We start from the raw sequence: 26927 nt of genomic DNA, 5'->3' as shown, positions 1-26927 counted from the left end.
ATATGCGTGCGGCTTGGTTTGGGGGGAATCGGCAATGTCGGAAATCGCCAGGGGTACGACCTCGCTTTTGCGAGCATCGCTCAGCCGCACCGGCAAATGGGCGGCGAGCTTCGCCTTTATCAGCGGCGCGGTCGGGGACGTGCTCAACCCGCTCGGACCCTTTGCCGCTTATATCGCGCTCGGCGCCGCGGTCGCGGCCTTGATCATCGCCATCGCCATGGTGCTGCGCCTGGTGCTGGCGGCAAAAGCCATGCCGGCGCTGATCTTCGCCACCAGCGCCGCGGCAATCGCCGGCGGCGTCTACGGCATCCAGCAGCAAACGAACTCGCAGAACGGCGTGATCGCCAGCCTCGTGCCGGCGGTCGCCGAGCTGCAGCAGTCGCTGGGCATCGTCTCGCAGAAAGTGGCAAAGATCGAGAAGACCGTCACAGAGACGCAGAAGACGGTCGAAGAGGTCAAGAAGTCCACCGATACGGTGGCGAAGACGACCGAGGAGATAGCGCAGACGCAGACCAAGCAGACCGCGCAAGGCGCCGAGACGCAGAAAACGGTCGAAGCGGTCAAGCAGACCACCGACAGCTTGGCAGCAGGCCAAGAACAGCAGCAGGCGCAGGTGGAAAAGCTGCAGGCGACGACCGAGCAGATCGCCGCTTCCATCGACACGATCGCCAAGGGTTTTGCGCAGCTTGCGGCGCAAGGCGGGACGATCGCCGATCCGAAGCGCCCGGACGAGTTTTATCACAATGCCCGCGTCTACGAGCTGGCCGGCGATATGCTCAACGCCCGCCGTTCCTATCTTGCCTTTGCCGGCTTCGATGTCGATGCGATCGACCCCTATACGCGCTTTGCCACGCTGCTCAGGGTCCAGGACGGCAAGGCCGGCGCCCGCGAAGTGTTCGGAACGCTGGCGGAAAAGGCCAAGGCGCCCTCGATCAAGCTCGTCCATCTCTTGCAGTTCGACGACACGCAGCGGCTCGACAAGCTCAACGCCTTCATCGCCGCCAGCCCGGATTACGCGCCGGCTTACTTTCTCCTGGCGCAGGAATTCTCCGAAGATCGTCTCGGCAGCCAGACGCTCGCCGACAAGCGCAGCGAAGCGCAGGCGCTGACCAAGTTCGCTTCTTACGAGAAGGATGGCGGCCTGCTCAAATATTTCGTCGACCAGACGCAACTGGCCGATTGGCTCGACCGCAGCCGCACGCGTCTCGCGGCATTGGGCGACGTGCTCGATCCCTCGCGCTTCGTGCCAACGTTGACGCCGACGCGCTCCAACGCCGGCTGGTCGATGACGATCTCGCTGCCCGAGCCGGCGACTGCGATTTCCTGGCGGCTCGGCAATAGCGGTCCGTTCACCGACACCGGCCTGATGGCCGTGAACGACCAGCGCTCCGGCAAGCCGATGCCCAATCCGAGCTTCGAATTGCCGGACAGCACCGCCGCCGCCATCATCGCCATCAAATATCTAGACATCCGCGGACGCGAGACCGGTCCGTTCGACATCCGCTTCGATCCGGATTCGGCGCTTCAGCAAGGCAACAAGCAGATCCTCGACCAGTTCTGGACGTCTTGGATCGCTTTCGACGCCGGCGGCAATCGCGGCCTGGTCTATTTCACCCAGATGCTCTCCTTCCGCTGCGCCATCAAGGCGGTGCATTACAGCCTGAACGGCACCGCGCTCGACAAGGAGATCAAGATGCCGCCCTGCGACGCCAAGGACCCCTACGCCATTCCGTCCAACTACCAGCCTTACTTCAAGGTCAACGACGACGTGAAATCGATGGCGGTGCAGGTGACCTATACCGACGGCACCAAGTCGCCGGTCAGGGAATATAAGAGGCAGTAGTGAGCTTCTTTCTCCCTGTTTACGGGGAGAAATGCCCGGTTCACCCTCCGTAGCTGCTGCGAAGGATGGGCAGGACCATGAGGGGCGGCGCCGACAGTCGGAAAAGTGGTCTCCTCGTGCTTAGGACTCCTACGCCGCCTGATGCGAATTGCCTGCCATCACGCTTGCGTACCCGGTGCTGGACAGGCTTTGCTGCCGCGAGAAAAAGATTCGCGGGAGGCATTCATGGACACGGTTACCATTGGCGCAAAGGGCATCTCCGTCTCTCTCGATCTTGCCGTCGGCCATATCGCCGCCATGGACATCGAAGCCGATGGCCGTGTTCTGAAACCGCTGCATCGCGCGCCGTGGGTTGGCTCGCCGCGCGAGAGCCTGCCGGAGGCCCTCCCCGAAGGCACGGTGCGGCTCTCAGGCGATTTTCTCTGCGCGCCCTTCTCGGCCAGCGACGTCGAGGCGGCGCCCCTGCATGGCTGGCCGGCCAACAGCGAATGGGATGTCGTCGAAAGCGCCGCCATTGCCGGCGGCTGGCGGGCCGTCTTCCGGCTGCGTCGCAAGGTGATGGGCGCCACGGTCGACAAGGTCTTCACGCTGCGCGACGGCCACCCGTTCCTCTACCAGGAGCACATCTTTTCCGGCGGCTCGGGCGCGATCTCCGTCGCCCATCATCCGATGACGGTCATGCAAGGCGGCGGCCGGTTGGCCTTCTCGCCGAAGCGCGTGGCGGTGACGCCGGCCACGCCCCTCGAGCCCGATCCGGCGCGCGGCCGCTTCATGCTGGCCTATCCGGCCCGCGCCAGCGATCTCACGCAGTTTCCGCTCGCCGCCGGCGGCACAACCGATCTCACCGACTACCGCATCGAAAACAAGCGCGAGGATTTCATCACCCTGGTGGAGGCGGATCACGGCAGGCCGGGCTGGACGGCGATTGCGCGGCGCGCCGAGCGGGATCTGGTTCTTGTGCTGAAGAACCCGGCCGAACTGCCGGTCACCATGCTGTGGTTCTCGAATGGCGGCCGCGACTACGCGCCCTGGAGCGGCCGCCATCTCGGCGTGCTCGGCATCGAGGACGGCCGCACCGCGATCGGCCATGCCGCTTCGCTCGGCGACAACTGGCTGAAGCATGAGGGCGTGGCGACGGCCTTTGCGCTGGCCGAGGGGCGGTCGGTCTCCTTTCGCCATGTCATCGGCGCGGTGCCGTTCGCGGACACCGAACCGCCGGGGAGTCTGGAAACCGCGCCCGACCGCCTGCGTGTCCTCGCTGCCGGCGGGGCAGCGCGGGAACTGCCGTTCGACGGGGGGTTCCTGCGCATCGGCCGCTCGGTTCCTGCTTGAGAGGTCGGCCAGCGCCTGAGAGTTCGCCATTCCAGGGCGAGCTCTAAGGAAAGACGGTTAAGTTGCTCTATAACGCCGAGTTCCGTCACACCCCCTCTGGCCTGCCGGCAGGACAGAGGGGGGTGCTGTCCCGCCGGCGTTTGGATTTCTGCATGAGCCGGCAGCATGCGACTGCCACCTTGCAGTCTAAAACGACGTCCTAAGGTTTGAATTTTCCGCTCGGTGCCGCCAAAATGTCGGCCGAACAGCACCGGAAAGAGCCCGATGTCCGAGATCGCTCATATCACAGCCGCCATCTTCAAGCGCGCCGGCAAGGCCAAGCGCTTCGTCGTCGCCATCGCCGGTCCGCCCGGCGCCGGCAAGTCGACAATATCCGCGTCATTGCATGAGCTTTTGCCGGAGGGCAGCTCGGAGGTCGTGCCGATGGACGGCTTCCACTATGACGACATCATTCTCAACCGCCGCGGCCTGCGCCCGCGCAAGGGCGCGCCGGAAACCTTCGATTTTGCCGGCTTCGAGACGCTGCTGAAGCGCATCCGCTCCGGCGAACCCGATATCGCCATCCCGGTGTTCGACCGCAGCATGGAACTGTCGCGCGCAGCGGCCGAAATCATCGGCACCGACACCAAGTTCATCCTGGTCGAGGGCAACTACCTGCTGCTCGACGAGGAGCCCTGGTCGCGACTGGCGCCTTTGTTCGATTTCACCATCTTCGTCGACGTGCCGCGGGCTGAGCTCGAGCGCCGGCTGATGGAGCGCTGGCGCGAACATGGCAAGTCCGACGAGGATGCCCGCGCATGGATCGCCTCCAACGACATGCCCAACATCGAGCGGGTGCTGGCGCGGCGCCGGCCTGCCGACATGGTCGTTGGTTCCTTGGTTATTGGTTAACCTGCTCAATTTTCAATAGTTTTGGGCGGGAACCTTAAGGTTTTCGCGCCGTTATGATCCTATCCCGAATTGTTCGGCGCCGGAGCAATTCCAGGAAGGCGGGCGAACGCTTTCCCTCCGAAACTGCGACCGAGAATGCAGGAGCCGTCAGATGGCAACGAACAGCAGAAAAACCGCGCCCAAGAAGGTCAGGGCCAGCCAAGCCAGGACCACGCAAGCCCAAGCCGGCGCCGGCCCCGCGGCGGCCGAACGATCGAAGGACGCCAAGCCGGCTTTCGGTAAGGCAGCGCCGAAGAAAGTGACACCCGGCGCCGGTCACAAGGTCGCGGCCAAGGCGCAGAAGCCCCATAAACCAGCCGCAAGCAGGCCGGGTCCGATCCGCACGGTTGCAAGCGTTGCAACCGGCGCGGTGGTAGCGACTGCAAGATTGGCCGCGTCTGTGCTTGGCAGGGGAACCAGCGCCAAGTCGAAATAAGCGCCCTAGCCCTTCGCTGGAATGGTGAGCCCCCGCTTCACCGCCGGTCGTGCCAGGCCGCGCTCCAGCCACTCGGCGACGGTCGGGAAATCGTCGAAGCCGACCAGGTCGCGCGCCTCGTAGAAGCCGATCAGGTTGCGCACCCAGCCCAGCATCGAGACATCGGCGATTGTGTAGTCGTCGTCCATGATCCACTTGCGCCCCTTCAGGCGCGTTTCGAGCACGCCGATCAGCCGCCGCGATTCGTCGCGGTAGCGCTCCAGCGGCCGCTTGTCGGCAATCTCGCGCCCGGCGAATTTGTGGAAGAAGCCGACCTGCCCGAAGATCGGGCCGATCGCCGCCATCTGGAAGAACACCCATTGGATCGCCTCGTAGCGGCGCGCCGGATCGGCGGGAATGAGCTTGCCGGTCTTGTCGGCCAGGTAGAGCAGGATGGCGCCGGACTCGAACAGGCCGATCGGCTTGCCGCCCGGGCCGTCCGGGTCGATGATCGCCGGTATCTTGCCGTTCGGGTTGAGCGACAGGAATTCCGGCGTCCAGCTCTCGTTCTTGCCGATATCGACATAATGGGGCTCATAGGCAAGGCCGATCTCCTCCAGCGCGATCGAGACCTTCACGCCATTGGGCGTCGTGGCGGAATAGAGCTGCAGGCGCTCGGGCTGCTTGGCCGGCCAGCGCTTGGCGATCGGAAAGGCGGACAGGTCGGTCATCGCAAACTCCGGATGCGGATTGGCGCGGGGCGGCGCTTATGGCGGGCCAGGGAGAATTAGGACCCCGGCCAGCCGGGATCAATATGCCGCCAGCCGGCTTGCCGTGCACACACAGTCAACCGGTAGGCTTCGGCCGGTCAGACCGCCTTGAAGGCCAGCACCGCATTGGTTCCGCCGAAGGCGAAACTGTTGCTGAGCGCGGCGCGCACCTTGCGCTCGCGCGCCGTGTTCGGCGTTACGTCGAGATCGCATTCCGGGTCCGGCTCGCGGTAGTTGGCGGTCGGCGGCACGAGGCCGTCGCGGATCGCCATAACGCAGGCGATCATCTCCAGTCCGCCCGAAGCACCGAGGCAATGCGCATGCATCGACTTTGTCGACGACACCGAAAGCGAACGGGCATGGTCGCCGAAGACGCGTTTGATCGCCGCTGTCTCGATCTGGTCATTGGCCTTGGTGCCGGTGCCGTGCGCGTTGAGATAATCGACGTCTTCCGGATTGAGCCCGGCATCCGCCAGGCAGAAACGCATGGCCGCTTCCGGTCCCTCGACGGTCGGCGCGACGATGTCGGAGGCATCGGCGGAAAGCCCGACGCCGGCGATCTCGGCCAGAATCGTGGCGCCGCGCGCCATCGCATGATCGTAGCTTTCCAGCACCGCCATGCCGGCGCCTTCGCCGAGCACAAGGCCGGCACGGTCGGCCGAGAACGGCCGGCAGGTGTCGGGCGAAAGCACCCGGAGCGCCTCCCAGCCCTTCAGCACGCCCCACACCAGCGGCGCTTCGGTGCCGCCGGCGACCATCACGTCGGCGCGGCCGAGCCTGATCTGGTCGACGGCTGAGGAAATCGCATGGTTGGCGGACGAGCAGGCCGAAGTGGCGCCGAAAACAGGACCGCGCAGCCCGAGATTCATGCTGACCTGGCCGGCGGCCGCGCCCGGCATCACTTTCGGCACGGTGAAGATGGCGGCGCGGTTGCGCCCTTCGAGCAGGATCGCGCGGTAATTCTCCTCGATGGTCTCGAAGCCCGCGACGCCGACGCCGACGACTGCGCCCATCCGGTAGGTGTTGTCGGCATGCGCGGTCAGGCCCGATTGTCGCATCGCTTCCCGCGCCGCGATCACCGCCAGCAGGCTGAAGCGGTCCATCGACACCACTTGTTTGCGGTCGATGCCATGGTCCGGCAATTGCTTGATTTCGCAACCGGTCTTGACTTTGAGGTCATGCAGCGACGGATTGTCGATGGGGCCGATGCCCGAGCGGCCGGCGCGCATGGCGTCCCATATCGCCGCCGCATCGTTGCCGAGCCCGCAAATCCCGCCAATACCGGTGATGACGACGCGTTTTTGCATGCAGTCAGGCTTTTTTCGCGATCAGTTCGCGAACCGCCTCGACCATGTCGCCGACGTTCTTGAGATTGCTCCAGGCATCGACCGTGTTCATTTCGATCTCGATGCCGTATTTTTCCTCGAGATCGAAGATGATCTCGGTCAACTCCAGCGAATGGATGCCGAGCGTTCCGAGATCGGTGCTGGCGGTGATTTCCTCGCCGCCGGTGTCGGCATGCGCTTTGATCTTTTCGATGATCTCGGTCGTCAGTTGGTCAGCCATTCGGTTCCTTCCCTGTCGTTTCCCGACGCCAACTGATCAGCGCCTTTTTTATCCCCGGACCCAACAAACGCCGTTGCCCTTACCTCGCCAGACACCGCGCGACCGCTCCAGGGTGGCTTCCCTCTATAGAAACCAAAACGATGTCAAGCAACAAGCGATATATCGACAAAGCCGCCGGAGTGCTTAACCTGGAATCGTGGACACGATCGAGAACCCCCTGACATCCCGGCCCGCCTTGCCTCCAGCGGCCGCTCCTTTGCCTGCCGCGCAACGTGTTGCCGGGCGAGCCAGGCTTTTCTGCGGCAAGAGCGATGGCCGAACGCGCTTGCAGCGGCTCTACCAGGACGGATCGGCCAAGATCCGCCTGCCGGCGGTGCAAGGCGATCCGCTCGAGGCGGTGCTCATCAACACGGCCGGCGGAATGACCGGCGGCGACCGCCTCGGCTGGACGATCGAGGTCGGCGCCGGCGCCTCAGCCTCCATCACCACCCAGGCCTGCGAGAAGGTCTATCGTGCCGCCGCCGACAGGGCCGAGATAAGCGTCGGCCTGCGGGTCGGTTCGGGCGGCCGCATCGCCTGGCTGCCGCAGGAAACCATCGTTTTCAACCGCGCCGCCTTCGTCCGCACGCTGGATGTCGAGCTTGGCGACGATGCCGAGGCATTGATGCTCGAAGCCACACTGTTCGGCCGGCTTGCGATGGGCGAGCGGACGGTTCAAGGCAGTTTTCACGACCGGTGGCGGGTCCGCCAGGGCGGTGCGCTGGTCCATGCCGAGGATTTCAGGCTCGGCCCGGACATCGCGGCAACGCTCCAGCGGCGGGCGGCGACCGGCGGCGCGCTTGCCGTCGCCACGGTGCTCTTCGTTTCGCCGCAAGCGGAAGATCTGCTGGACAAGGTCCGGGCCATCATCGGCGATCCTGGCATCGACGGCTGGGGCGGCGCCAGCTTCTGGAGCGTCCGCCGATCTGGCAAGCTTCTTGCGAGGCTCTGTGCCGGCGACGGCTACCAGCTCCGCAAGCGGCTGATTCCGCTCGTCGAACTGCTCAATGGGCGGGCGGGTCTGCCCAAATTGTGGTCACTCTGATCTGAAATACCGGGATATTGCATGAATCTTACGCCGCGTGAAAAAGACAAGCTGCTCATCGCCATGGCTGCGATGGTGGCGCGCAAGCGCCTGGAGCGCGGCGTCAAGCTTAACCATCCCGAAGCCATCGCCCTGATCACGGACTTCGTCGTCGAAGGGGCGCGCGATGGCCGCCCTGTCGCGGATTTGATGGAGGCGGGCGCCCATGTCGTCACCCGCGCCCAGGTCATGGAGGGCATCGCCGAGATGATCCATGACGTCCAGGTCGAGGCAACGTTCCCCGACGGCACCAAGCTGGTGACCGTGCACGAACCGATCCGGTGAGGAGGAAGACGATGCTGGAGCTCAGGCCCAATTGCGAATGCTGCGACAAGGATCTGCCGCCGGAGGCGACCGATGCGCTGATCTGCACCTTCGAATGCACCTTCTGCGCCGACTGCGTGGATAATGTGCTGGGCGGCGTCTGCCCAAATTGCGGCGGCAATTTCGCGCCGCGGCCGATCCGGCCGGCGGCCAAGCTGGCGAAATATCCGCCTTCGACCAGGCGCGTGCTCAAGGCCGAAGGCTGCGGTCCGCGCAAGGCCGCTTAACCGGGTCAATTGGAAAGGGCAGAAAGATGATCCCCGCTTCGACGAAACGCAGCACGCTCGCCGTCGTCCTGTTGCTGGCGGCCGCCATGCCCGCCTACGCCCATGTCGGCGTCGGCACGACCTCTTCCTTCGCAGCCGGGTTCGCGCATCCGCTGTCCGGGCTCGACCACATGAGCGTGATGATCGCCGTCGGCCTTTGGGCGGCGATGAAGGGCGGCAAGGCCGTCTGGGCCTGGCCGCTGGCCTTCGTCGGCGTGATGCTGGCCGGCGGCGCGCTCGGCATGCTGCATGTGCCGGTGCCTTTCGTTGAGCCGGCTATCCTCGCCTCCGTCGTGACGCTTGGCCTGCTGTTGGCAGTGGCGATCGACCTGCCGGTCTCGACCGGGATCGCCATCATCGGCCTGTTCGCGCTGTTCCACGGCCATGCCCATGGCACCGAAGTGCCGGAAAATGCCGGTGGTTTTGAATATATGGCCGGCTTCGCGATGGCCACGGCGCTGCTCCACGGCGTCGGCATCGCGGCCGGTCTCGGCCTGGGCTCGCGCTTCCGCGGCGTGGCGCGTGCTGCCGGCGCAGCTTGCGCGGCAATTGGCGTCGGCCTTGCCTTCGGTGTGTTGTGAGGGTGAGATGATCCCCGGCGAAGTCATCACGGCCAAAGGCGACATCGAGCTGAACAAGGGCCTGCCCACCGTGACGCTCAAGGTCGCAAACAGCGGCGACCGGCCGATCCAGGTCGGCAGCCACTATCATTTCTTCGAAACCAATGAGGGCCTGAAATTCGACCGCGAGCGCGCGCGCGGCATGCGGCTCGATATCGCCGCAGGTACAGCCATGCGCTTCGAGCCAGGACAGGAGCGCGACGTTACGCTGGTGCCGCTGGGCGGCAAGCGCGAGGTCTACGGTTTCCAGCAGAAGGTGATGGGCAAGTTGTGAGGTCCGGCGCGCTCACATCACTTCGGCGGCTTGGCAGCGGCATAGATGACGACTTTCCCCGGATTGTCGAACTCTACGGCGAGCACGTCCTCGGCCTGCACGCGTCGCGAATCCATCGCGTTGAAGAGCAAGGCGTTCGCCTCGATCTCCTTGCGCAATTCGGCGACATCCTCCTGATGCTGCTTCACCTTGTTCTCGATAGCCGGCGGTGGCCCCCCTTCGCTGCGCGCCGCGTCGGTCAGGAAGACGATGTCGACCATGTCGAGCTTGGTGATCTTGCGCACCGCGCCGATATTCTCGCGGGTGCGGTCGATGGCTGTGATGACCTTTCCGGCCTCCGTCGTGGAGAGCGCCTCTTCCTGCCGGACATCGGAATCGACGATTGCTGCGGCAGGCCGGCCGTTGTCCAGCGGCTGCGCCGCGGGCGCCGCATGGGTCACGGCCATGAAAAGCGTGGCAGCAGCCACGGGACTCCATTTTGCAAAACGCGGGGCAATCGCCATCGCTCGCTCCTGACTGAACTCGTGGCGGGGCGAAAACAGCGAAACGGTCCTGTCTGGCCGCAGGTTCCCTTCAAAAGCCGGCAGGCGGACCGCAAGGCGGCCCGCCAAGGCGCGCAATCAGCTCGCTTTCTTGGTGATCAGCGTCAGCGCGCCATTGGGCTGCATGCTGGCGGCGATCACCTGCGCCGAGCTCATGCCCTTGGCTTCGAGCGCGGATTTCACCTTGGGCGTGGCGTCGATCGACTTGCGCAATGTCTGCAGGCCGGCATCGCCGCGCTGCGCCACGATCTGGTTGACCTGCGTCTGCGCGTCCTTGGGCAGTTCGGTGATGTCGACGACGTTGACGCTCTGGATCGCCGGCGCCGCCGACTGGGCCTTCGGTGCAGCGGGTGCGGTGGGCGCCGGGCTTGGCTGCGGCGTCGGCTGCTGCTGAGCGCTGGCAGCCCCCGCCATCATCAGGGTGGCGGTCGCGGCGAGAAGTATCGCTTTGCGCATGGATATTCCTTCCATCGGCTTGGGAGTGATTCCGCCCGCCTCAACGGCCCGATGGGAACGCCCAAATGGGCGCTCAAAGTGTCGCCGGGTGGGTCATTGCATGACCATTGGATGGCGACAATGTGTGCCCCGCGCTCAAACAAACTTACTTTTGGCGACCTGAATTTCGGGAGCAATTGCTGATGGCCAGGATAAGCCGTGCCGCCTATGCGCAGATGTATGGACCGACGGTCGGCGACAAGGTGCGGCTTGCCGACACCGAGCTCTTCATTGAGGTTGAGAAAGACCTCACCGTTTATGGCGAGGAAGTGAAATTCGGCGGCGGCAAGGTCATCCGCGACGGCATGGGCCAGAGCCAGGTCACGCGGGCCGAGGGTGCTGTCGATACCGTCATCACCAACGCGCTGGTCGTCGATGCGCTTACCGGCATCGTTAAGGCCGATATCGGCCTGAAGGATGGCCGCATCGCCGCGATCGGCAAGGCCGGCAATCCGGACACGCAAGCTGGAGTCACCATCATCATCGGCCCCGGCACCGAGATCATCGCCGGCGAAGGCAAGATCCTCACGGCCGGCGGCTTCGACGCGCACATTCATTTCATCTGCCCGCAGCAGATCGAGGAAGCGCTGATGAGCGGTGTCACGACGATGCTGGGCGGCGGCACGGGCCCCGCGCATGGCACCCTGGCCACCACCTGCACGCCCGGGCCCTGGCACATGGCGCGCATGATCCAGTCCTTCGACGCGTTCCCGATGAATATCGGCCTGTCGGGCAAGGGAAATGCCTCAAAGCCGGCGGCGCTGGAAGAGATGGTGCTGGCTGGCGCCTGTTCGCTGAAATTGCATGAGGATTGGGGCACGACCCCGGCCGCCATCGATTGCTGCCTGTCGGTCGCCGACGCCTACGACGTGCAGGTGATGGTCCATACCGATACGCTGAACGAATCCGGCTTCGTCGAGAACACGGTGGCGGCCATCAAAGGCCGCACTATCCATGCCTTCCATACCGAGGGCGCCGGCGGCGGCCATGCGCCCGACATCATCAAGGTCTGCGGTCTGCCCAACGTCATCCCCTCCTCGACCAATCCGACCAGGCCCTACACGGTCAACACCTTGGCCGAGCATCTCGACATGCTGATGGTCTGCCATCATCTGTCGCCGTCGATCCCGGAGGACATTGCCTTCGCCGAAAGCCGCATCCGCAAGGAGACGATCGCGGCGGAGGACATACTGCACGACATCGGGGCCTTCTCGATCATCTCCTCCGACAGCCAGGCCATGGGCCGTGTCGGCGAGGTGGCGATCCGCTGCTGGCAGACCGCCGACAAGATGAAGCGCCAGCGCGGCGCGCTGCCGGACGAAACCGGCGACAACGACAATTTCCGCGTCCGCCGCTACATCGCCAAATACACGATCAATCCAGCCATCGCGCACGGCCTGTCGAAGGAGATCGGCTCGATCACCGTCGGCAAGCGCGCCGATCTGGTGCTGTGGAACCCGGCCTTCTTCGGCGTCAAGCCTGAGATGGTGCTGGTCGGCGGCTCAATCGCCGCGGCTCCGATGGGAGACCCCAACGCCTCGATCCCGACGCCGCAGCCGATGCACTACCGGCCGATGTTCGGCGCCTATGGCAAGGCGCTGACCAATTCATCGGTGACCTTCGTCTCGAAGGCCGCCTTCGATGCCGGCCTGCAGGGCCGGCTGGGTGTCGACAAGGCGATGATCGCGGTCGAGAACACGCGAGGCGGCATCGGCAAGCATTCCATGGTGCTCAACGACGCCACGCCGCATGTCGAGGTCGACCCCGAAACCTACGAAGTGCGGGCCGACGGCGAGTTGTTGACTTGCGAGCCCGCGACCGTGCTGCCGATGGCGCAACGGTATTTCCTGTTTTGACAGGCGGCTGATCGGCGAATGGGCAAATATCGTTGCGGCTCGCGCGCGCAGACCGCAATATGCGGCAAAGCAGCAGCCGCATTGTGATTACGCATGCCCACCGAAATCGCCTCCCCGCACGACATCTTCCCGCATATCCGAATCGTCATGGGCATGGTGATCGGCCTCGGCGTCACGCGGCTGCTTTCGGGAACTGCCCGCATCGTCCAGCACCCCGGCCAGTACCGGCTCTACGCGGTGCATCTCGCCTGGGTCGCTTCGGTGCTGTTGATGCTGGTGCATTTCTGGTGGTGGGAGTTCGGCCTCTACGCCATCGAGAACTGGACCTTCGGCAAATATCTTTTCATCATCTTCTACGCCATCACGCTGTTCCTGCTCTGTGCGCTGCTGTTTCCGGATTCGATGCTCGATTACACCAGCTACGAGGATTATTTTTACTCGCGCCGCGCCTGGTTCTTCGGGCTGCTGGCGGCGACCTATCTGCTCGACGTGGTCGACACATTGCTCAAAGGTCCGGAGCATTTCGCCCGCTTCGGCAATGAATATCTGATCCGCACGCCGGTCTTCGTCGCGCTTTGCCTGGTGGCGATCCTGGTTCGCGACCGCCGTTTCCACGTCGCTTTCGTCGCGGCTGCGCTTGTCTACCAGGTATCGTTCATCCTGCGGCTCTTCGACACCATCGTCTGAGCGCCATTGGGCTGATGCGGGCGATGGTCTAAGGTTTCGGAAAAGCAAGGTTAACCATGTACAAGGCCATCGGATCGCGCGGATCCCGGGTCAGCCGGGTGCTCTGGATGCTCGAGGAGCTCGGGCAGCCCTACGAATTCGTCGAGGTGAAGCTGCGCTCGCCGGAGGCCTATGCGCTCAACCCCTCCGGCAAGGTGCCGATCCTGATCGACGGCGAGCTCAAGGTCACGGATTCAGCGGCGATCTGCGTCTATCTGGCTGATAAGCATGCCGATAAGGGCATGGGCGCCAATCCCGGTCTCGCCGGCCGCGCCGAGATGGATTCCTGGATGCATTTTGCCCAGAGCGAGCTGGAAGCGCCGCTCTGGAACAAGCTGCGCCACCGCTTCCTGCTGCCCAGGGACGTGCGCGTCGATGTCGGCCCGGCCGCGGCCTATGATTTCGCATCCGAAATAAAAGCACTGGATCGCCGGCTTGGCGACAAGCCCTTTGCGCTGCGCGACCGGTTCTCCGCTGTCGATGTCCTGCTCGGCGATATCGGCGGCTGGGCGCGTGCCGGGCGTTTCCCGATCGATTCCGAGCGCGTCAACGCCTATTTCGACCGTGTCCTTCAGCGCCCCGCCCGTGCAAGGGCGCAAGCCAATGGCGGAGCCATGAAATGAAGCTCAACATTAACACCGATTTCACCAAGTTTTCGCGCGCCCTCGCGGTGCTTGCCGCCGGCGATCCGGCTTTGACCGCACCGTACGACAAAGCCGTGCTGCCGCATGACGAGCGGCATCTGCGTCGCCGAGCCATCGAGACCGTGGCCGGCGAAAAGGTGCTGGTCGACCTGCCCGAACCGGTGGCGCTGAACAATGGCGACCGGCTGGTGCTGGAAGACGGCCGCCAACTCGAAATCGTCGCAGCACCCGAGGAGGTTTACGACATCCGCGCCCGCGACGCGGTTCATCTCACCGAACTCGCCTGGCACATCGGCAATCGTCACCTTGCCGCGGCGATCGAGACGGACCGCATCCTCATCCTGCGCGATCATGTCATCAAGGCGATGCTGGAAGGCCTCGGCGCCACGGTGAGCGAGGTCTCGCAGCCGTTCAGCCCGGTGCGCGGCGCCTATTCCGGACATGGCCGCGATCACGGCCATTCGCATGATCACGACCACCATAATCACGATCATGACGATCACCATCACCACGACCACGGCCACCACCATCATGACTGAGGAGCTTTCCAGCGTCGCGCTCCTGCGGCTGATGGCCTGGCTGTCGCCGTCCTTTCCGGTCGGCAGCTTCTCTTACAGCCACGGCCTCGAACGCGCCGTGCAAGATGGGCTGATCGCGGATCGCGAAGATCTTGCGGGCTGGCTGGAGACGCTGGTCGAGATCGGCTCGGGCTGGAACGATGCCGTGCTCTTCGCCGAAAGCTGGCGCCGCGGACGGGACGGCGGCGATCTCAGCGAGGTTGCCGCGCTGGCCGAGGCGCTCGCCGGGTCGCGGGAGCGTCATCTCGAAACCATGCTGCAGGGCACGGCTTTTCTCCAGGCGGCGTCCGCCTGGTCGTCTCCGGTGCTGCACCGCTTGCCGGCCGATTGCCCCTATTGCGTTGCAGTCGGTGCCGTTGCAGGCAGCAGCGGCATCAGCCTTTCGGATGCGCTTTCCGCCTTCCTGCAGGCTTTCTTCTCCAATCTCGTGCAGGCGGCAATCAGGTTGGGCGTCGCCGGCCAGGTCGATGCCGTCGCATTGTTAGCCGGCTTCGAATCGCTGGCGCTTGCGACTGCGTCGCGTGCCGCCGCATCGACGCTTGATGATCTGGGTGGCGCGGCCTTCATGTCGGACATCATGGCGATGCAGCACGAGACGCAATACTCCAGGCTTTTCCGCTCATGATCGTGCTTGCCGTCATCCTCTCCTTCGTCCTGCTCCTGATCACTACGCTGCATGTCTATTGGGGCATAGGCGGGATCTGGCCGGGCACCGACCAGGCATCCTGCGCCCGCGCCGTCGTCGGCTTCCGCGGCGTCGATGAGATGCCGTCGTCCTTTGCGAGTTTTGCTGTCGCCGCTTGCCTCGCGCTCGCGACGCTCTGGCCGCTGGCGCTCGCTGGCGTGTTCGCCACGCCCTTTCCACGGGAAGGCCTGGCTGCCACGGCGTTGATGATCGGCCTCGTCTTCCTCGGTCGCGGCATTGCCGGCTTCACGCCCTGGTGGCGCCGGCTTGCGCCCGAACAGCCTTTCGCGCGGCTTGACCAAAGCCTTTATTCGCCGCTTTGCCTCTTGATCGGGGCAGGCTTCGCAATCCTTGCCATCACGGAGTTTCCGGCATGACATCGAAAAACGGTCCTCTTCGCATCGGCATCGGCGGCCCGGTCGGCTCCGGCAAAACGACGCTCACCGAAAAGCTCTGCAAGGCGCTGCGCGACGATTTCTCCATCGCCGTCGTCACCAATGACATCTACACCAAGGAGGATGCGATGATGCTGGCGCGCCTGCAGGCGTTGCCGGAAGAGCGTATCGTTGGCGTCGAGACCGGCGGCTGCCCGCATACCGCCATTCGCGAGGATGCCTCGATCAATTTGCGCGCCATTGCCGAGCTGAATAAGAAATTCCCGGACCTCGACATCATCTTCATCGAATCCGGCGGCGACAACCTCGCCGCCACCTTCTCGCCGGACCTTGCCGACTTGACCCTCTACGTCATCTCGGTCTGCCAGGGCGAGGAGATCCCGCGCAAGGGGGGGCCGGCCATCACGCGCTCGGATTTCCTGATCATCAACAAGAGCGATCTGGCACCCTATGTGAACGTCAACCTCGACGTGATGGAGAGCGACGCCTGCCGCATGCGCGGCAAAAGGCCGTTCGGCTTCACCGACCTGTCGCGCGGCAAGGGCTTGCAGGAAGTGATCGACTTCATCGTCGAGCAGGGCGGCCTGCAGTCGGCGCGCCCGGCGGCTTGACCCGCTGAGCCAGCGTTTATCGGTTGCTGGCAGCCACCATGCGCGGCATTCTCGGAACACAAACCCGAGCGGAGGATTTTCGATGAGCCTTGCCCGCCTGCACAAGGAACCGCTGAGCAACCTGCCTTACTATGAGGAGCGGGTCGATCTTGCGGCCGCCTTCCGCTGGACGGCGCGGCTCAACATGCATGAGGCGGTGGCAAACCACTTCTCGCTGTCCGTCAGCGAGGACGGCACGAAGTTCCTGATGAACCCCAACCAGGTGCATTTCTCGCGCATCAAGGCGAGCGACCTGCTCCTGATCGACGCCAACGATCCCGACACGCTGTCCGGCCCCAACGCACCCGACCCGACCGCCTGGGGCCTGCATGGCGCCATCCACCGCAACGTCCCGCATGCGCGCTGCGTCATGCATGTCCATTCGATCCACGCCACCGTGCTTGCCTCGCTGGCCGATTCGACGCTGCCGCCGGTCGACCAGAACTCGGCCATGTTCTTCAACCGCCATGTCGTCGACGCCAATTATGGCGGGCTGGCCTTCGAGGAAGAGGGCGAGCGCTGCTCGCAGCTTCTGACCGACCCCAAGGTCAAGGTGATGGTCATGGGCAATCACGGCGTGATGGTCATCGGCGACACTGTCGCCGACACCTTCAACCGCATGTTCTACTTCGAGCGCGCCGCCGAGACCTACATCAAGGCGCTGTGGACCGGCCGCCCACTGCGCACGCTCTCCGACGACATCGCCGAGAAGACCGCGCGCGAGATGGACGATTACCCGGGCCAGGCCGAGCGCCATCTGGCGGAGTTGAAAGCGATCCTCGACGAGGAAGAGCCGGTTTATAGGAATTGATCTTCCTTCTCCCCGTTCACGGGGAGAAGGTGCCGGCAGGCGGATGAGGGGCAGCGCTGACGCGGGGGCTCAGAGCCCCAATTGCGCCCGCAACTCCTCGGCGCTGTTGATGACGATCGCTCCGGCCGGACCTTCCATCGGCGCTTCCGGCCAGAAAATCGTCCTCATGCCGGCCGCCAGTCCGGCCATGGCACCCGTGAGGCTGTCGTCGACGGCGAATGCGTCTGCCGGCTCGACCCCGGCCAGATAGGCGGCGCGCAGGAAGGGCTCGGGCAGCGGTTTGCCGTCGATCACGTCATTGCGGCTGACCGTCAGCATACCGGGATAGACAAGGCCGACGGCGGTCAGATTGACGTCGACGATCAGCCGGTCGGAGTTGGACACCACCGCCTGCTCGACGCCGAGCGCGCGCAATTCGTTGAACACTTCGATCGCGCCGGGACGTGGCTTCAGCGTTGCGGCCAGCGGCAGATAGTGATCGTATTTGCGCACGATCCAGTCGTCGAAGGGCAGGGCGAGGCCGAACTCGTCGCGCAGCATCTCGTAGACCGGCCATGCCGCGATGCCCAGCACGCGCTCATGCAGGTCGGGCGGCGGGGCGATGCCAACGCTGCGCAGGGCCGCCGCGAGTGCCGCCTCGTGCAGCGGCTCGCTATCGACCAGCGTTCCGTCCATATCCCAGAAAACGGCTTTCGGCGTCATGCGCGGCTCCTCTCGCCGATCCCCTTAATCGGTTTCCCGGCGGAGATAAACCGTCCCGCGGTCAAATGGTCGGAAGCGCGATCAATTGGTCTTCACCAGCCTATGAGACCTCTAAGCAATTGCTCTTTCGATAGACAATTGCGCGCTGAAATATTCGCGGTAAGCTATGGTGCCCGTTTCAGCATTCTGCGGGTGGGGAGGCGGACGTGAATTCGCGACAGGAAACCGGCAGCACCAGGTTGGACGACGCCGCGCGCGCCGGCTGGCTCTATTATGTTGCCGGCAACACGCAGGACCAGATCGCCGCCAAGCTCGGCATCTCCAGGCAGACGGCGCAGCGGCTGGTATCGCTCGCCATGTCGGAGGGCCTGATCAAGGTGCGGGTCGATCATCCGATCGCCAATTGCCTGGACCTTGCCGCGCGGCTGAAGTCGCGCTTCGCGCTCGACCTTGTGGAGGTGGTGCCGAGCGACCCGACCTCGAGCTCGACGACGATCGGCATCGCGGAAGCTGCCGCGGCCGAGATCGAACGCCGGCTGCGCTCTGAGGCCCCCATCGTCATGGCGATCGGCACCGGGCGCACGCTGAAGGCAGCGATCGAGCAGTTGCCGCCGATGGACTGTCCGCAGCACAAGGTCGTGTCCTTGACCGGCAACATCTCGCCCGACGGCTCGGCCGCCTTCTACAACGTCATCTTCACCATGGCCGACCGCGTCAAGGCGCGGTCCTTCCCTATGCCGCTGCCGGTCATCGCCTCCTCGCCGGAAGAGCGCGAGATGCTGCTCAACCAGCCGATGATCCAGCCGACCCTGGCGCTGGCCGCGGAAGCCGACGTCACCTTCGTCGGCATCGGCGATCTCGGGCCCAAGGCCCCGCTCTACGAGGACGGCTTCATTTCCGAAAGCGAGTTGAAGGCGCTGCAGAAGGCCGGCGGCATCGCCGAGATCGTCGGCTGGGTCTTCGACCGCGAAGGCCGCATGATCGAGGGCATCACCAACGATCGCGTGTCCTCCGCCGCGCTGCCGTCGCGGGAGAAGTCCCTGGTCATCGCCTTGGCCATGGGCGAGCGAAAGCTGCCTGGCATCCTCGCCGCCGTCAACCGCCGGCTGGTCAACGGCCTCATCACCGACGAACGGACGGCCGAAGCTCTGCTTGCCGGCTGACTGCCCATAGAAAAAGCCGGCTATTGCGAACGGCCTCGCGGGTCGTTGCCGTCGAGAAATCCCATGTCCCGCTGCAGATGCTCGGAAAATTCTCGGACATCGAGATAGCCGCGCCTGCGGCCCGCAAACCTTGCAAATTCCCGCACCAGCGTGAAAAACAAGCCCCGTGCCGGGGTGGAAACGAGTTTTTCCTGAACCGTGACCATGATCGTCAGCCTTCGCAATGCTTGAACTGGATTGATCGTCGAACCCAAATATCGGTCTGGCCGGTTCGTGCTTCCAATCAAACCTCGATCATGACCCATAAGGAGGCCTTATGCCCAATCTGAGCTCTCCGCAGCTTGCGCCGCTGCCGCCGCTGCAGGCGATCCGGGTGTTCGAAGCGGTGGCACGGCACCTGTCCTTCACCAAGGCGGCGCAGGAGCTGGGCATGACCCAGGCGGCTGCGAGCTACCAGATCAAGCTGCTGGAGGAACGCATCGGCGCGCCGCTGTTCCTGCGCCGTCCACGGCAGATCGAGTTGACCGAGGCCGGCCAACGCCTGGCGCCCGCGGTCAGCGAAGCCTTTTCCATCCTGGGCCAAGCCTATGCGGCGGCGCGCGGCGGCGCCGATGGCCTGCTTTGCGTCACAACGGTGCTGACTTTCGCTTCGAACTGGCTGGCGCAGCACCTGGGCTCGTTCCAGCTTGCCCATCCGGCACTTGCCGTGCGGCTCGACACGTCCAGCCGCCTGACTGATTTCGCGCGAGAGGATGTCGATCTCGCCATCCGCTCCGGCGGCGGCAAATGGCCGGGCCTCGAGGCGCACAAGCTGCTCGACGCCGATTTCACGCCGATGCTGAGCCCCAAGCTCGCGGCGAGCATAGGCGGCGTCAAGGAGCCGGCGGACCTGCTGCGCCTGCCGATCCTCGACCCGGGCGACATCTGGTGGTCGCAGTGGTTCGAGGCCGCCGGTGTGACCGGGCATGATCTCGCCAAGCGGCCGGGCTCCAGCATGGGCGCGCAGGCCTATGAGGCGAACGCGGCGATGGCCGGCCATGGCGTGGCGATCCTGACCAGGGCTCTGTTCAAGAACGAGATCGCCGACGGCCGCCTGATCCAGCCCTTCGACCTCGTCGGCGACGACGGCCATGCCTACTGGCTGGTCTATCCGACGGCACGCCGCAACGTGCCGAAGATCCGCGCCTTCCGCGACTGGATCTTGGCCGAGATCGCCTGCCCGTAGGCCGTCTGCCCCTAGCCTCCCGTGCCAGCATGTCGGCCGCGTCGCCGGAGGGGGTCACGTTGCGTCATTTCTGCTGCGCTGCAGCATAGATTCCGGCTTGACATAAATCACAGCAAGTGAGTAATTGCTCATAATCAAGGCAAATGCTCATCTTGGTTTATGGGAGGAATTTGATGAAACTTCGCACGCTCACCCTGGGCCTGTTGTCGGCCAGCGCCCTCGCTTTCGCCGCGCATGCCGAATCCATCACCATCGCCACCGTCAACAATGGCGACATGGTCCGCATGCAGAAGCTGACGGACGACTTCACCAAGGCGAACCCGGACATCCAGCTCAACTGGGTTACGCTCGAAGAGAACGTGCTGCGCGAGCGCGTCACCACCGACATCGCCACCAAAGGCGGCCAGTACGACGTCATGACCATCGGCACCTATGAGGTTCCGATCTGGGCGAAGCAGAACTGGCTCCTGCCGCTCGACAAGCTCGGCGACGACTATGACGTCAAGGACATCATCCCGGCCATTGCCGGCGGCCTTTCGGTCGACGGCAAGCTCTATGCCGCGCCCTTCTACGGCGAGAGCTCCTTCGTCATGTACCGCAAGGACCTGATGGAGAAGGCTGGCCTGAAGATGCCCGACGCGCCGACCTGGGACTTCATCAAGCAGGCCGCCGACAAGATGACCGACCGCGCCAACGGCGTGAACGGCGTGTGCCTGCGCGGCAAGGCCGGCTGGGGCGAGAACATGGCCTTCCTCACCGCCATGTCGAACTCCTTCGGCGCCCGCTGGTTCGACGAGAACTGGAAGCCGCAGTTCGATCAGCCGGAATGGAAGAACACGCTGCAGTTCTATGTCGACCTTATGAAAGCCGACGGTCCGGAAGGCGCTTCCTCCAACGGCTTCAACGAGAACCTGGCGCTTTTCCAGCAGGGAAAGTGCGGCATGTGGATCGACGCCACCGTCGCGGCGTCCTTCGTCTCAGATCCGAAGGCTTCGAAGGTCGCGGACAAGGTCGGCTATGCGCTGGCGCCGGACAACGGCCTCGGCAAGCGCGGCAACTGGCTGTGGGCATGGTCGCTCGCCATCCCCGCCGGCACCCAGAAGGCCGATGCCGCCGAGAAGTTCGTCTCGTGGGCGACCTCGAAGCACTATCTCGAGCTGGTCGCCTCGAAGGAGGGCTGGGCCAACGTTCCTCCTGGAACGCGCTCCTCGCTCTACGCCAATCCGGAGTACCAGAAGGCGGCGCCCTTCGCGAAGATGACGCTGGACTCCATCAATGCCGCCGATCCGACGCATCCGACCGTCAAGCCGGTGCCCTATGTCGGCGTGCAGTTCGTCGCCATTCCTGAATTCCAGGGCCTCGGCACCACCGTCGGCCAGCTCTTCTCGGCAGCTCTTGCCGGCCAGTCGAGCGTCGACGACGCGCTGAAGCAGGCTCAGGACGCCGCCACCGCGGCGATGACCGAAGGCGGCTATATCAAGTAAGGCTCCTCCCGGTGCCGAACGCCGGTAGCGCATCATGACCGGCAAGGGGCCGCCCGAAACCCAGTTCGGGCGGCCACCCTTCAAAATCGGGAAAATTCTGGCACGACTCTGAAAATCCGGCTGACCTTGGGAGGGTGACCGTCATGGCTACTCAGCAAACCCGTTCGCTTGCCCGTTTCATGATGGCGCCATCGGTGATCCTGCTGTTCGTCTGGATGATCGTGCCGCTCCTGTTCACGCTGTGGTTCTCGTTCCAGCAATACAATCCGCTGAACCCGATCCGTAACGGCGTTGTCGGCTTCTCTAACTACGCGCTGTTCTATTCCAACCCGGCCTTCCTCTCCTCGATCCTCAACACGCTGATCATCGTCGTCAGCGTGCTGGTCATCACGGTCGTCGGGGGCATCCTTTTGGCGTTGTTGCTCGACCAGCCGATCTGGGGCCAGGGCATCGTGCGCATCCTGGTCATCTCGCCCTTCTTCGTCATGCCGCCGGTGGCAGCGCTGGTCTGGAAGAACATGATCATGCATCCGCAATACGGCGTCTTTGCCGATATAGCGCGTTTTTTCGGCGCCGAGCCGATCGACTGGTTCGGCCAGCATCCGCTGACCGCTATCATCCTCATCGTCGCCTGGCAGTGGCTGCCCTTCGCCACGCTGATCCTGCTGACTTCCCTGCAATCGCTCGACGGCGAGCAGAAGGAAGCGGCCGAGATGGACGGCGCCGGCTTCCTCAGCCGCTTCATCTATCTGACGCTGCCGCATATGTCGCGCGCCATCACCGTCGTCATCCTGATCCAGACGATCTTCCTGCTGTCGGTCTATGCCGAGATCCTGGTCACCACCAATGGCGGCCCGGGCTATGCCTCCACGAACCTGCCCTTCCTCGTCTACCAGAAGGCGCTGCTGGAGTTCAAAATCGGCCAGGCGTCCGCCGGCGGCGTGATCGCCGTCATTCTCGCCAACATCGTTGCCTTCTTCGCCATGCGCGCCGTCGGCAAGAACCTGGACAAGTAGGGGGAGACGATGCCGCTTGCGCTGAACCACCCCCACTCCGTCCCGCTGCGTGGGACACCTCTCCCCCTGCCCGGGGGAGAGGAAACGCCTGCATCGAAGCCGCGCGCTTCCTCTACCCCGTCGATCGGGGGAGAGGTGGTTTGCGCAGCAAACCGGAGCGGGGGTCGACCCTGCCGCCAACATCGCCGATACGGGAGGATCTGATCATGGCACGCGCAGTCACCACCCAGCACAAGACCATCGCCACGGCCGCGGCCTGGGTCGTCGCCCTGCTGATCTTCTTTCCGATCCTTTATACGATCATCACCTCGTTCAAGTCCGAGCAGGAGGCGATTCAGGGCTTTGCGCTGATCCCGTCCGGCACCATGGAGAGCTATGCCGAGGTGCAGGCGCAGAGCGGCTATTTCAAGTTCTTCCTGAACTCGGTGCTCCTGTCGGTCGGCTCGACGCTGCTTGCCATCCTGATCGCGGTTCCGGCAGCCTGGTCGATGGCGTTCTCACCGACCAAGCGCACCAAGGACATCCTGATGTGGATGCTGTCCACCAAGATGATGCCGGCCGTCGCGGTGCTGTTCCCGATCTACCTGATCTTCCGCGACACCGGCCTGCTCGACAGCCGCGTCGGCCTCACCGTCATGCTGATGCTGATCAACCTGCCGATCGTGGTCTGGATGCTCTACACCTATTTCCGCGAAATCCCGGGCGAGATCCTGGAAGCGGCGCGGATGGACGGCGCCTCGCTGTGGAACGAGATCATCTATGTGCTGACGCCGATGGCGGTTCCCGGCATCGCCTCGACCATGCTCTTGAACATCATCCTGGCCTGGAACGAGGCGTTCTGGACCATCCGGCTCACCACCACCAATGCCGCGCCGCTGACGGCCTTCATCAGCTCCTTCTCCAGTCCGCAAGGCCTGTTCTGGGCAAAACTGTCAGCGGCCTCGACGCTGGCGATCGCGCCGATCCTGATCATGGGCTGGTTCAGCCAGAAGCAGCTGGTGCGCGGCCTCACCTTTGGCGCCGTGAAGTAGCAACGCCCAAGCGGCGGACGACGAAGACCATCCCCGGGAGGAAACCATGGGAAACATCGCGCTCAAGAACGTCTCCAAGTCCTTTGGGTCGACGACGATCATTCCGAACATCGACCTCAACATCGAGGACGGCGAGTTCGTGGTGTTCGTCGGCCCGTCGGGTTGCGGCAAGTCCACGCTGCTTAGGCTGATCGCCGGGCTCGAGGACACCAGCGGCGGCGCCATCAGCATCGATGGACGCGATGTAACCCGCGAGGCGCCGGCCAAGCGCAAGCTCGCCATGGTGTTCCAGTCGTACGCGCTCTATCCGCATATGACGGTCGCCAAGAACATCGCCTTCCCGCTGAAGATGGCCGGCGAAGACCAGGCGACCATCGACAAGAAGGTGAAGGACGCCGCGCGCATCTTGAACCTCACCAACTATCTCGAGCGCCGCCCAGGCCAGCTGTCCGGCGGCCAGCGCCAGCGCGTCGCCATCGGCCGCGCCATCGTGCGCCAGCCCTCGGCCTTCCTGTTCGACGAGCCGCTGTCCAACCTCGACGCCGCGCTTCGCGGCACGATGCGGCTCGAGATCAGCGAGCTGCATCATCAGTTGAAGACGACGATGGTCTACGTCACCCACGACCAGGTCGAAGCCATGACCATGGCCGACAAGATCGTCGTGCTCAATGCCGGCAACATCGAGCAGGTCGGCTCGCCGATGGAGCTCTACAAGACGCCGAAGAACCTTTTCGTCGCGGGCTTCATCGGCTCGCCCAAGATGAACATGATCCAAGGCGCGCCGGCGGAGAAATATGGCGCCAAGACCATCGGCATCCGGCCCGAGCATCTCAACATCTCGACCTCGGCCGGCGATTGGAAGGCGACGGTCGGCGTTGCGGAGCATCTCGGCTCCGACACTTTCCTCCATGTCCAGGCGGACGGCATCGGCACCATCAATGTCCGCGCCGACGGCGAGGTCGCGGTCAAGCATGGCGACACCGTCTATCTGACGCCCGACAAAACCAAGCTCCATCGCTTCGGCGCCGACGGCAAGGCGCTGGTGCAGTGAGGTTGAAAGGCAAATCGGCGCTGATCACCGGATCGGCGCGCGGCATCGGCAGGGCCTTCGCCGAGGCCTATGCGCGCGAAGGCGCGACGGTGGCGATTGCCGACATCGACCTGGAAGCGGCGGAAGCAACGGCGAAAGCGATCGGTTCCGCCGCCTACGCAGTCCGGCTCGACGTCACGGACCAGTCCTCGATCGAGGCGGCGATGAAAGCGGTCGAGGCCAGGACCGAGGGGATCGACGTGCTGATCAACAACGCGGCGATCTTCGACCTCGCGCCGATCGTCGAGATAACGAGGGCGAGCTACGAAAAACTGTTCGCGGTCAATGTCGCCGGCACGCTCTTCATGCTGCAGGCGGCTGCCCGTTCGATGATCGCGCGTGGCAAGGGCGGCAGGATCATCAACATGGCGAGCCAGGCCGGTCGCCGCGGCGAGCCGCTGGTCGCGGTCTATTGCGCCACCAAGGCCGCGGTCATCTCGCTGACGCAGTCGGCCGGGCTCGACCTCATCAAGCATCGCATCAACGTCAACGGCATAGCGCCGGGCGTCGTCGACAGCGACATGTGGGACCAGGTCGATGCGCTCTTCGCCAAATATGAGCACCGCCCCAAGGGCGAGAAGAAGCGGCTGGTCGGCGAAGGCGTGCCCTACGGCCGCATGGGCAAGCCTGAGGATCTCGCCGGCATGGCCGTTTTCCTCGCCAGCGACGAGGCCGAATACATTGTCGCCCAGACCTACAATGTCGATGGCGGTCAATGGATGAGCTGACGGGATGAGTTGAGGGGGAAGGCGCTTCTCTCTTTCCTCCGGAGAGGGCGCCGCGGGGCAGGTGAGGGGCAGCATATCGGAAAACCGGATGTTGCCCCTCATCCTCGCTCCTCCCGAAGGAGGCGTAATCAGTCGGGCTGCAGATCGGCCAAAGGGTAAATGAGATGACCGTGAAACTCTCTTCCTCGAACCTCGCCAGGCTGCCGGCCAAGGTCGCCGGCCCCAAATATGACCGCTCCGCTCTCAAGGCCGGCATCGTCCATTTCGGCGTCGGCAATTTCCACCGCTCGCATCAGGCGGTCTATCTCGACGATCTGTTCGGCACCGGCGAGGGCCATGACTGGGCGCTGATCGGCGCCGGCGTGTTCGACGGCGAGAAGATCGGCCGCTCCAAGCTCGAAGAGCAGGATTGGCTGACCACGGTGGTCGAGCAGGATCAGGGCCATATGAGCGCCCGCGTCACCGGCGCCATGATCGATTTCCTCACGCCCGGCGATGCGGCCGCGATCACCGAGCGGCTCGCCGATCCAGCGATCAAGATCGTCTCGCTGACCATCACCGAAGGCGGCTATTTCATCGATCCGGCCTCCGGCAAGTTCAACCCGGCCCATCCCGACATCGTCGCCGACGCGCAGCCAGGTGCTGTGCCTAGGACCGTGTTTGGCATCATCCTGGCCGGCCTGTTGCGCCGGCGCGCCGACGGCATCGTGCCGTTCACCGTCATGTCCTGCGACAACATCCCTCATAACGGCCATGTCACCTCCGACGGCGTCATCGGCCTCGCCCGGTTGATCGACGAGGACCTCGCCAAATGGGTCGGCGACAAGGTCGCGTTCCCGAATGGCATGGTCGATCGCATCACCCCGGCCACCACTGACCGCGAGCGCAGGATACTCGCCGACGATTTCGGGCTTGAGGACAATTGGCCAGTGTTCTGCGAGCCGTTCAAGCAATGGGTGCTGGAGGACCATTTCACCGCCGGCCGCCCGGCGCTGGAAAAGGTCGGCGTGCAATTCGTCAAGGACGTCTCGCCTTACGAGCTGATGAAGATACGCATCCTCAATGGCGGCCACGCCACCATCGCTTATCCGGCCGGCCTGATGGACATCCATTTCGTCCATGAAGGCATGCAGGAGCCGTTGGTGCGCGCCTTCCTGTCGAAGCTCGAGCATGACGAGATCATCCCGACCGTGCCGCCGGTGCCGGATACGGATCTGGAGGAGTATTACCAGCTCATCGAGCGGCGCTTCTCCAATCCCAAGATCGGCGACACCATCCGCCGGCTTTGCCTCGACGGCTCCAACCGCCAGCCGAAGTTCATCATCCCGACGATCGCCGACCGGCTAAAGGCAGGCAAGGGCGTTGCCGGTCTCGCGCTGGAATCGGCCTTATGGTGCCGCTATTGCTTCGGCACCACCGACAGCGGCGCCGTCATCGAGCCGAACGACCCGAGCTGGGACCGCATGCAGGCGACCGCGAAGGCGGCGAAGGACGATCCGAAGGCCTGGCTGGCGATGGAAGACATCTACGGCGATGTCGGCCGCTCGCCCGTCTTCGCCGAAGCCTTCGCTCACGCCTTGAAAATGCTGTGGGCGCACGGCGCGCGCGACACGCTGGCGCGCTATCTCGCCGGCACGCTCTGA

General features: G+C 64.2%; 32 protein-coding genes. 25 read left to right on the top strand and 7 right to left on the bottom strand.

What is annotated here, in order from left to right; translation table 11 throughout:
• The first annotated feature begins 34 nt into the window (after nt 1-34).
• The 4 genes from O7A05_RS13790 to O7A05_RS13775 all read left to right on the top strand — a co-directional run bounded on the left by O7A05_RS13790 (nt 35) and on the right by O7A05_RS13775 (nt 4541).
• Nucleotides 35-1843: a methyl-accepting chemotaxis protein gene (locus tag O7A05_RS13790; protein ID WP_337093637.1), complete on the top strand. Its 1809-nt coding sequence runs from the start codon at nt 35-37 to the stop codon at nt 1841-1843.
• A 225-nt stretch (nt 1844-2068) separates the two neighbouring features.
• Complete coding sequence (locus O7A05_RS13785) at nt 2069-3175, top strand: hypothetical protein (protein WP_337093636.1); 1107 nt, start codon at nt 2069-2071, stop codon at nt 3173-3175.
• Nucleotides 3176-3439: 264 nt separating this feature from the next.
• On the top strand, nt 3440-4066 hold the full coding sequence (locus tag O7A05_RS13780) for a nucleoside triphosphate hydrolase (RefSeq protein WP_337093635.1): 627 nt from the start codon (nt 3440-3442) through the stop codon (nt 4064-4066).
• Between the two features lie 151 nt (nt 4067-4217).
• Nucleotides 4218-4541, top strand: coding sequence for a hypothetical protein (locus O7A05_RS13775; RefSeq protein WP_337093634.1), 324 nt, complete (start codon nt 4218-4220; stop codon nt 4539-4541).
• Nucleotides 4542-4546: 5 nt separating this feature from the next.
• On the opposite strand, the gene O7A05_RS13770 is transcribed toward O7A05_RS13775, so the two are convergent.
• The 3 genes from O7A05_RS13770 to O7A05_RS13760 form a co-directional block, all read right to left on the bottom strand.
• The gene (locus O7A05_RS13770; protein WP_337093633.1) at nt 4547-5251 is read right to left on the bottom strand and encodes a glutathione S-transferase family protein; all 705 of its coding nucleotides are present in this window, start codon (nt 5249-5251) and stop codon (nt 4547-4549) included.
• Between the two features lie 137 nt (nt 5252-5388).
• A complete protein-coding gene (locus O7A05_RS13765) occupies nt 5389-6597 on the bottom strand; it encodes a beta-ketoacyl-[acyl-carrier-protein] synthase family protein (RefSeq protein ID WP_337093632.1) in 1209 nt (402 codons plus the stop codon).
• A 4-nt stretch (nt 6598-6601) separates the two neighbouring features.
• Nucleotides 6602-6856: an acyl carrier protein gene (locus tag O7A05_RS13760; protein WP_041003067.1), complete on the bottom strand. Its 255-nt coding sequence runs from the start codon at nt 6854-6856 to the stop codon at nt 6602-6604.
• A gap of 235 nt (nt 6857-7091) precedes the next feature.
• On the opposite strand from O7A05_RS13760, the gene O7A05_RS13755 reads away from it, so the two are divergent.
• From O7A05_RS13755 to O7A05_RS13735, 5 genes are read left to right on the top strand one after another with little or no spacing between them, the layout of a single operon-like run.
• Nucleotides 7092-7940: an urease accessory protein UreD gene (locus tag O7A05_RS13755; RefSeq protein ID WP_415927012.1), complete on the top strand. Its 849-nt coding sequence runs from the start codon at nt 7092-7094 to the stop codon at nt 7938-7940.
• Between the two features lie 21 nt (nt 7941-7961).
• Nucleotides 7962-8264, top strand: a complete 303-nt coding sequence (locus O7A05_RS13750; protein ID WP_337093630.1) for an urease subunit gamma — start codon at nt 7962-7964, stop codon at nt 8262-8264.
• An 11-nt stretch (nt 8265-8275) separates the two neighbouring features.
• A complete protein-coding gene (locus O7A05_RS13745) occupies nt 8276-8530 on the top strand; it encodes a DUF1272 domain-containing protein (RefSeq protein ID WP_224515024.1) in 255 nt (84 codons plus the stop codon).
• A 26-nt stretch (nt 8531-8556) separates the two neighbouring features.
• Nucleotides 8557-9150 carry a HupE/UreJ family protein gene (locus O7A05_RS13740; RefSeq protein ID WP_337093629.1) on the top strand — a complete coding sequence of 198 codons (594 nt, stop codon included), beginning with the start codon at nt 8557-8559 and terminating at the stop codon, nt 9148-9150.
• A 7-nt stretch (nt 9151-9157) separates the two neighbouring features.
• Nucleotides 9158-9463 (top strand): urease subunit beta, encoded by a 306-nt coding sequence (locus O7A05_RS13735; protein ID WP_095799089.1) that lies wholly within the window; start codon nt 9158-9160, stop codon nt 9461-9463.
• Between the two features lie 17 nt (nt 9464-9480).
• Here the strand turns inward: O7A05_RS13735 and O7A05_RS13730 are convergent, their stop codons facing one another.
• Both O7A05_RS13730 and O7A05_RS13725 read right to left on the bottom strand, forming a co-directional pair.
• A complete protein-coding gene (locus O7A05_RS13730) occupies nt 9481-9966 on the bottom strand; it encodes a hypothetical protein (protein WP_337093628.1) in 486 nt (161 codons plus the stop codon).
• A gap of 117 nt (nt 9967-10083) precedes the next feature.
• Nucleotides 10084-10461 (bottom strand): hypothetical protein, encoded by a 378-nt coding sequence (locus tag O7A05_RS13725; RefSeq protein WP_337093627.1) that lies wholly within the window; start codon nt 10459-10461, stop codon nt 10084-10086.
• A 182-nt stretch (nt 10462-10643) separates the two neighbouring features.
• On the opposite strand from O7A05_RS13725, the gene ureC reads away from it, so the two are divergent.
• The 8 genes from ureC to O7A05_RS13685 all read left to right on the top strand — a co-directional run bounded on the left by ureC (nt 10644) and on the right by O7A05_RS13685 (nt 16845).
• Nucleotides 10644-12356, top strand: coding sequence for an urease subunit alpha (gene ureC / locus O7A05_RS13720; protein ID WP_415927005.1), 1713 nt, complete (start codon nt 10644-10646; stop codon nt 12354-12356).
• Nucleotides 12357-12449: 93 nt separating this feature from the next.
• The gene (locus O7A05_RS13715) at nt 12450-13043 is read left to right on the top strand and encodes a hypothetical protein (protein ID WP_337093626.1); all 594 of its coding nucleotides are present in this window, start codon (nt 12450-12452) and stop codon (nt 13041-13043) included.
• A 56-nt stretch (nt 13044-13099) separates the two neighbouring features.
• Nucleotides 13100-13705 carry a glutathione S-transferase family protein gene (locus O7A05_RS13710; RefSeq protein ID WP_337093625.1) on the top strand — a complete coding sequence of 202 codons (606 nt, stop codon included), beginning with the start codon at nt 13100-13102 and terminating at the stop codon, nt 13703-13705.
• Nucleotides 13702-14265: an urease accessory protein UreE gene (gene ureE / locus O7A05_RS13705; protein WP_337093624.1), complete on the top strand. Its 564-nt coding sequence runs from the start codon at nt 13702-13704 to the stop codon at nt 14263-14265. The genes O7A05_RS13710 and ureE overlap by 4 nt, the downstream gene beginning before the upstream one ends.
• Nucleotides 14192-14929: an urease accessory protein UreF gene (locus O7A05_RS13700; RefSeq protein WP_415927004.1), complete on the top strand. Its 738-nt coding sequence runs from the start codon at nt 14192-14194 to the stop codon at nt 14927-14929. Before ureE ends, O7A05_RS13700 begins: the two co-directional genes overlap by 74 nt.
• A complete protein-coding gene (locus O7A05_RS13695) occupies nt 14926-15366 on the top strand; it encodes a DUF3995 domain-containing protein (RefSeq protein WP_224637988.1) in 441 nt (146 codons plus the stop codon). The genes O7A05_RS13700 and O7A05_RS13695 overlap by 4 nt, the downstream gene beginning before the upstream one ends.
• The gene (gene ureG, locus O7A05_RS13690; RefSeq protein WP_337093623.1) at nt 15363-15995 is read left to right on the top strand and encodes an urease accessory protein UreG; all 633 of its coding nucleotides are present in this window, start codon (nt 15363-15365) and stop codon (nt 15993-15995) included. The genes O7A05_RS13695 and ureG overlap by 4 nt, the downstream gene beginning before the upstream one ends.
• A gap of 82 nt (nt 15996-16077) precedes the next feature.
• Nucleotides 16078-16845, top strand: a complete 768-nt coding sequence (locus O7A05_RS13685) for a class II aldolase and adducin N-terminal domain-containing protein (protein ID WP_337093622.1) — start codon at nt 16078-16080, stop codon at nt 16843-16845.
• A gap of 69 nt (nt 16846-16914) precedes the next feature.
• On the opposite strand, the gene O7A05_RS13680 is transcribed toward O7A05_RS13685, so the two are convergent.
• Nucleotides 16915-17547 (bottom strand): HAD family hydrolase, encoded by a 633-nt coding sequence (locus O7A05_RS13680; RefSeq protein ID WP_337093621.1) that lies wholly within the window; start codon nt 17545-17547, stop codon nt 16915-16917.
• A gap of 206 nt (nt 17548-17753) precedes the next feature.
• Between O7A05_RS13680 and O7A05_RS13675 the strand changes: the two genes are divergently transcribed.
• Complete coding sequence (locus O7A05_RS13675; protein ID WP_224515038.1) at nt 17754-18710, top strand: sugar-binding transcriptional regulator; 957 nt, start codon at nt 17754-17756, stop codon at nt 18708-18710.
• A gap of 20 nt (nt 18711-18730) precedes the next feature.
• Here the strand turns inward: O7A05_RS13675 and O7A05_RS13670 are convergent, their stop codons facing one another.
• Nucleotides 18731-18964, bottom strand: a complete 234-nt coding sequence (locus O7A05_RS13670; RefSeq protein WP_337093620.1) for a hypothetical protein — start codon at nt 18962-18964, stop codon at nt 18731-18733.
• A 62-nt stretch (nt 18965-19026) separates the two neighbouring features.
• Between O7A05_RS13670 and gcvA the strand changes: the two genes are divergently transcribed.
• The 7 genes from gcvA to O7A05_RS13635 all read left to right on the top strand — a co-directional run bounded on the left by gcvA (nt 19027) and on the right by O7A05_RS13635 (nt 26927).
• Complete coding sequence (gcvA, locus tag O7A05_RS13665; protein ID WP_337093619.1) at nt 19027-19935, top strand: transcriptional regulator GcvA; 909 nt, start codon at nt 19027-19029, stop codon at nt 19933-19935.
• Nucleotides 19936-20108: 173 nt separating this feature from the next.
• The gene (locus O7A05_RS13660) at nt 20109-21419 is read left to right on the top strand and encodes an ABC transporter substrate-binding protein (protein ID WP_224515040.1); all 1311 of its coding nucleotides are present in this window, start codon (nt 20109-20111) and stop codon (nt 21417-21419) included.
• 143 nt (nt 21420-21562) lie between these two features.
• Nucleotides 21563-22435, top strand: coding sequence for a carbohydrate ABC transporter permease (locus tag O7A05_RS13655; RefSeq protein ID WP_337093618.1), 873 nt, complete (start codon nt 21563-21565; stop codon nt 22433-22435).
• A 206-nt stretch (nt 22436-22641) separates the two neighbouring features.
• Nucleotides 22642-23466, top strand: coding sequence for a carbohydrate ABC transporter permease (locus O7A05_RS13650; RefSeq protein WP_337093617.1), 825 nt, complete (start codon nt 22642-22644; stop codon nt 23464-23466).
• Nucleotides 23467-23512: 46 nt separating this feature from the next.
• Nucleotides 23513-24517 (top strand): ABC transporter ATP-binding protein, encoded by a 1005-nt coding sequence (locus tag O7A05_RS13645; RefSeq protein WP_337093616.1) that lies wholly within the window; start codon nt 23513-23515, stop codon nt 24515-24517.
• Nucleotides 24514-25284, top strand: a complete 771-nt coding sequence (locus O7A05_RS13640) for an L-iditol 2-dehydrogenase (protein WP_337093615.1) — start codon at nt 24514-24516, stop codon at nt 25282-25284. The genes O7A05_RS13645 and O7A05_RS13640 overlap by 4 nt, the downstream gene beginning before the upstream one ends.
• 164 nt (nt 25285-25448) lie before the next feature.
• Nucleotides 25449-26927, top strand: a complete 1479-nt coding sequence (locus O7A05_RS13635; RefSeq protein ID WP_337093614.1) for a mannitol dehydrogenase family protein — start codon at nt 25449-25451, stop codon at nt 26925-26927.

It is taken from the genome of Mesorhizobium argentiipisi (SeqCode), from assembly GCF_037179585.1.
In the GTDB taxonomy this organism is placed as follows: domain Bacteria; phylum Pseudomonadota; class Alphaproteobacteria; order Rhizobiales; family Rhizobiaceae; genus Mesorhizobium; species Mesorhizobium argentiipisi.
The sequence above is the reverse complement of the archived record's forward strand: the minus strand, read 5'-3'. Positions and strand labels throughout refer to the sequence as shown.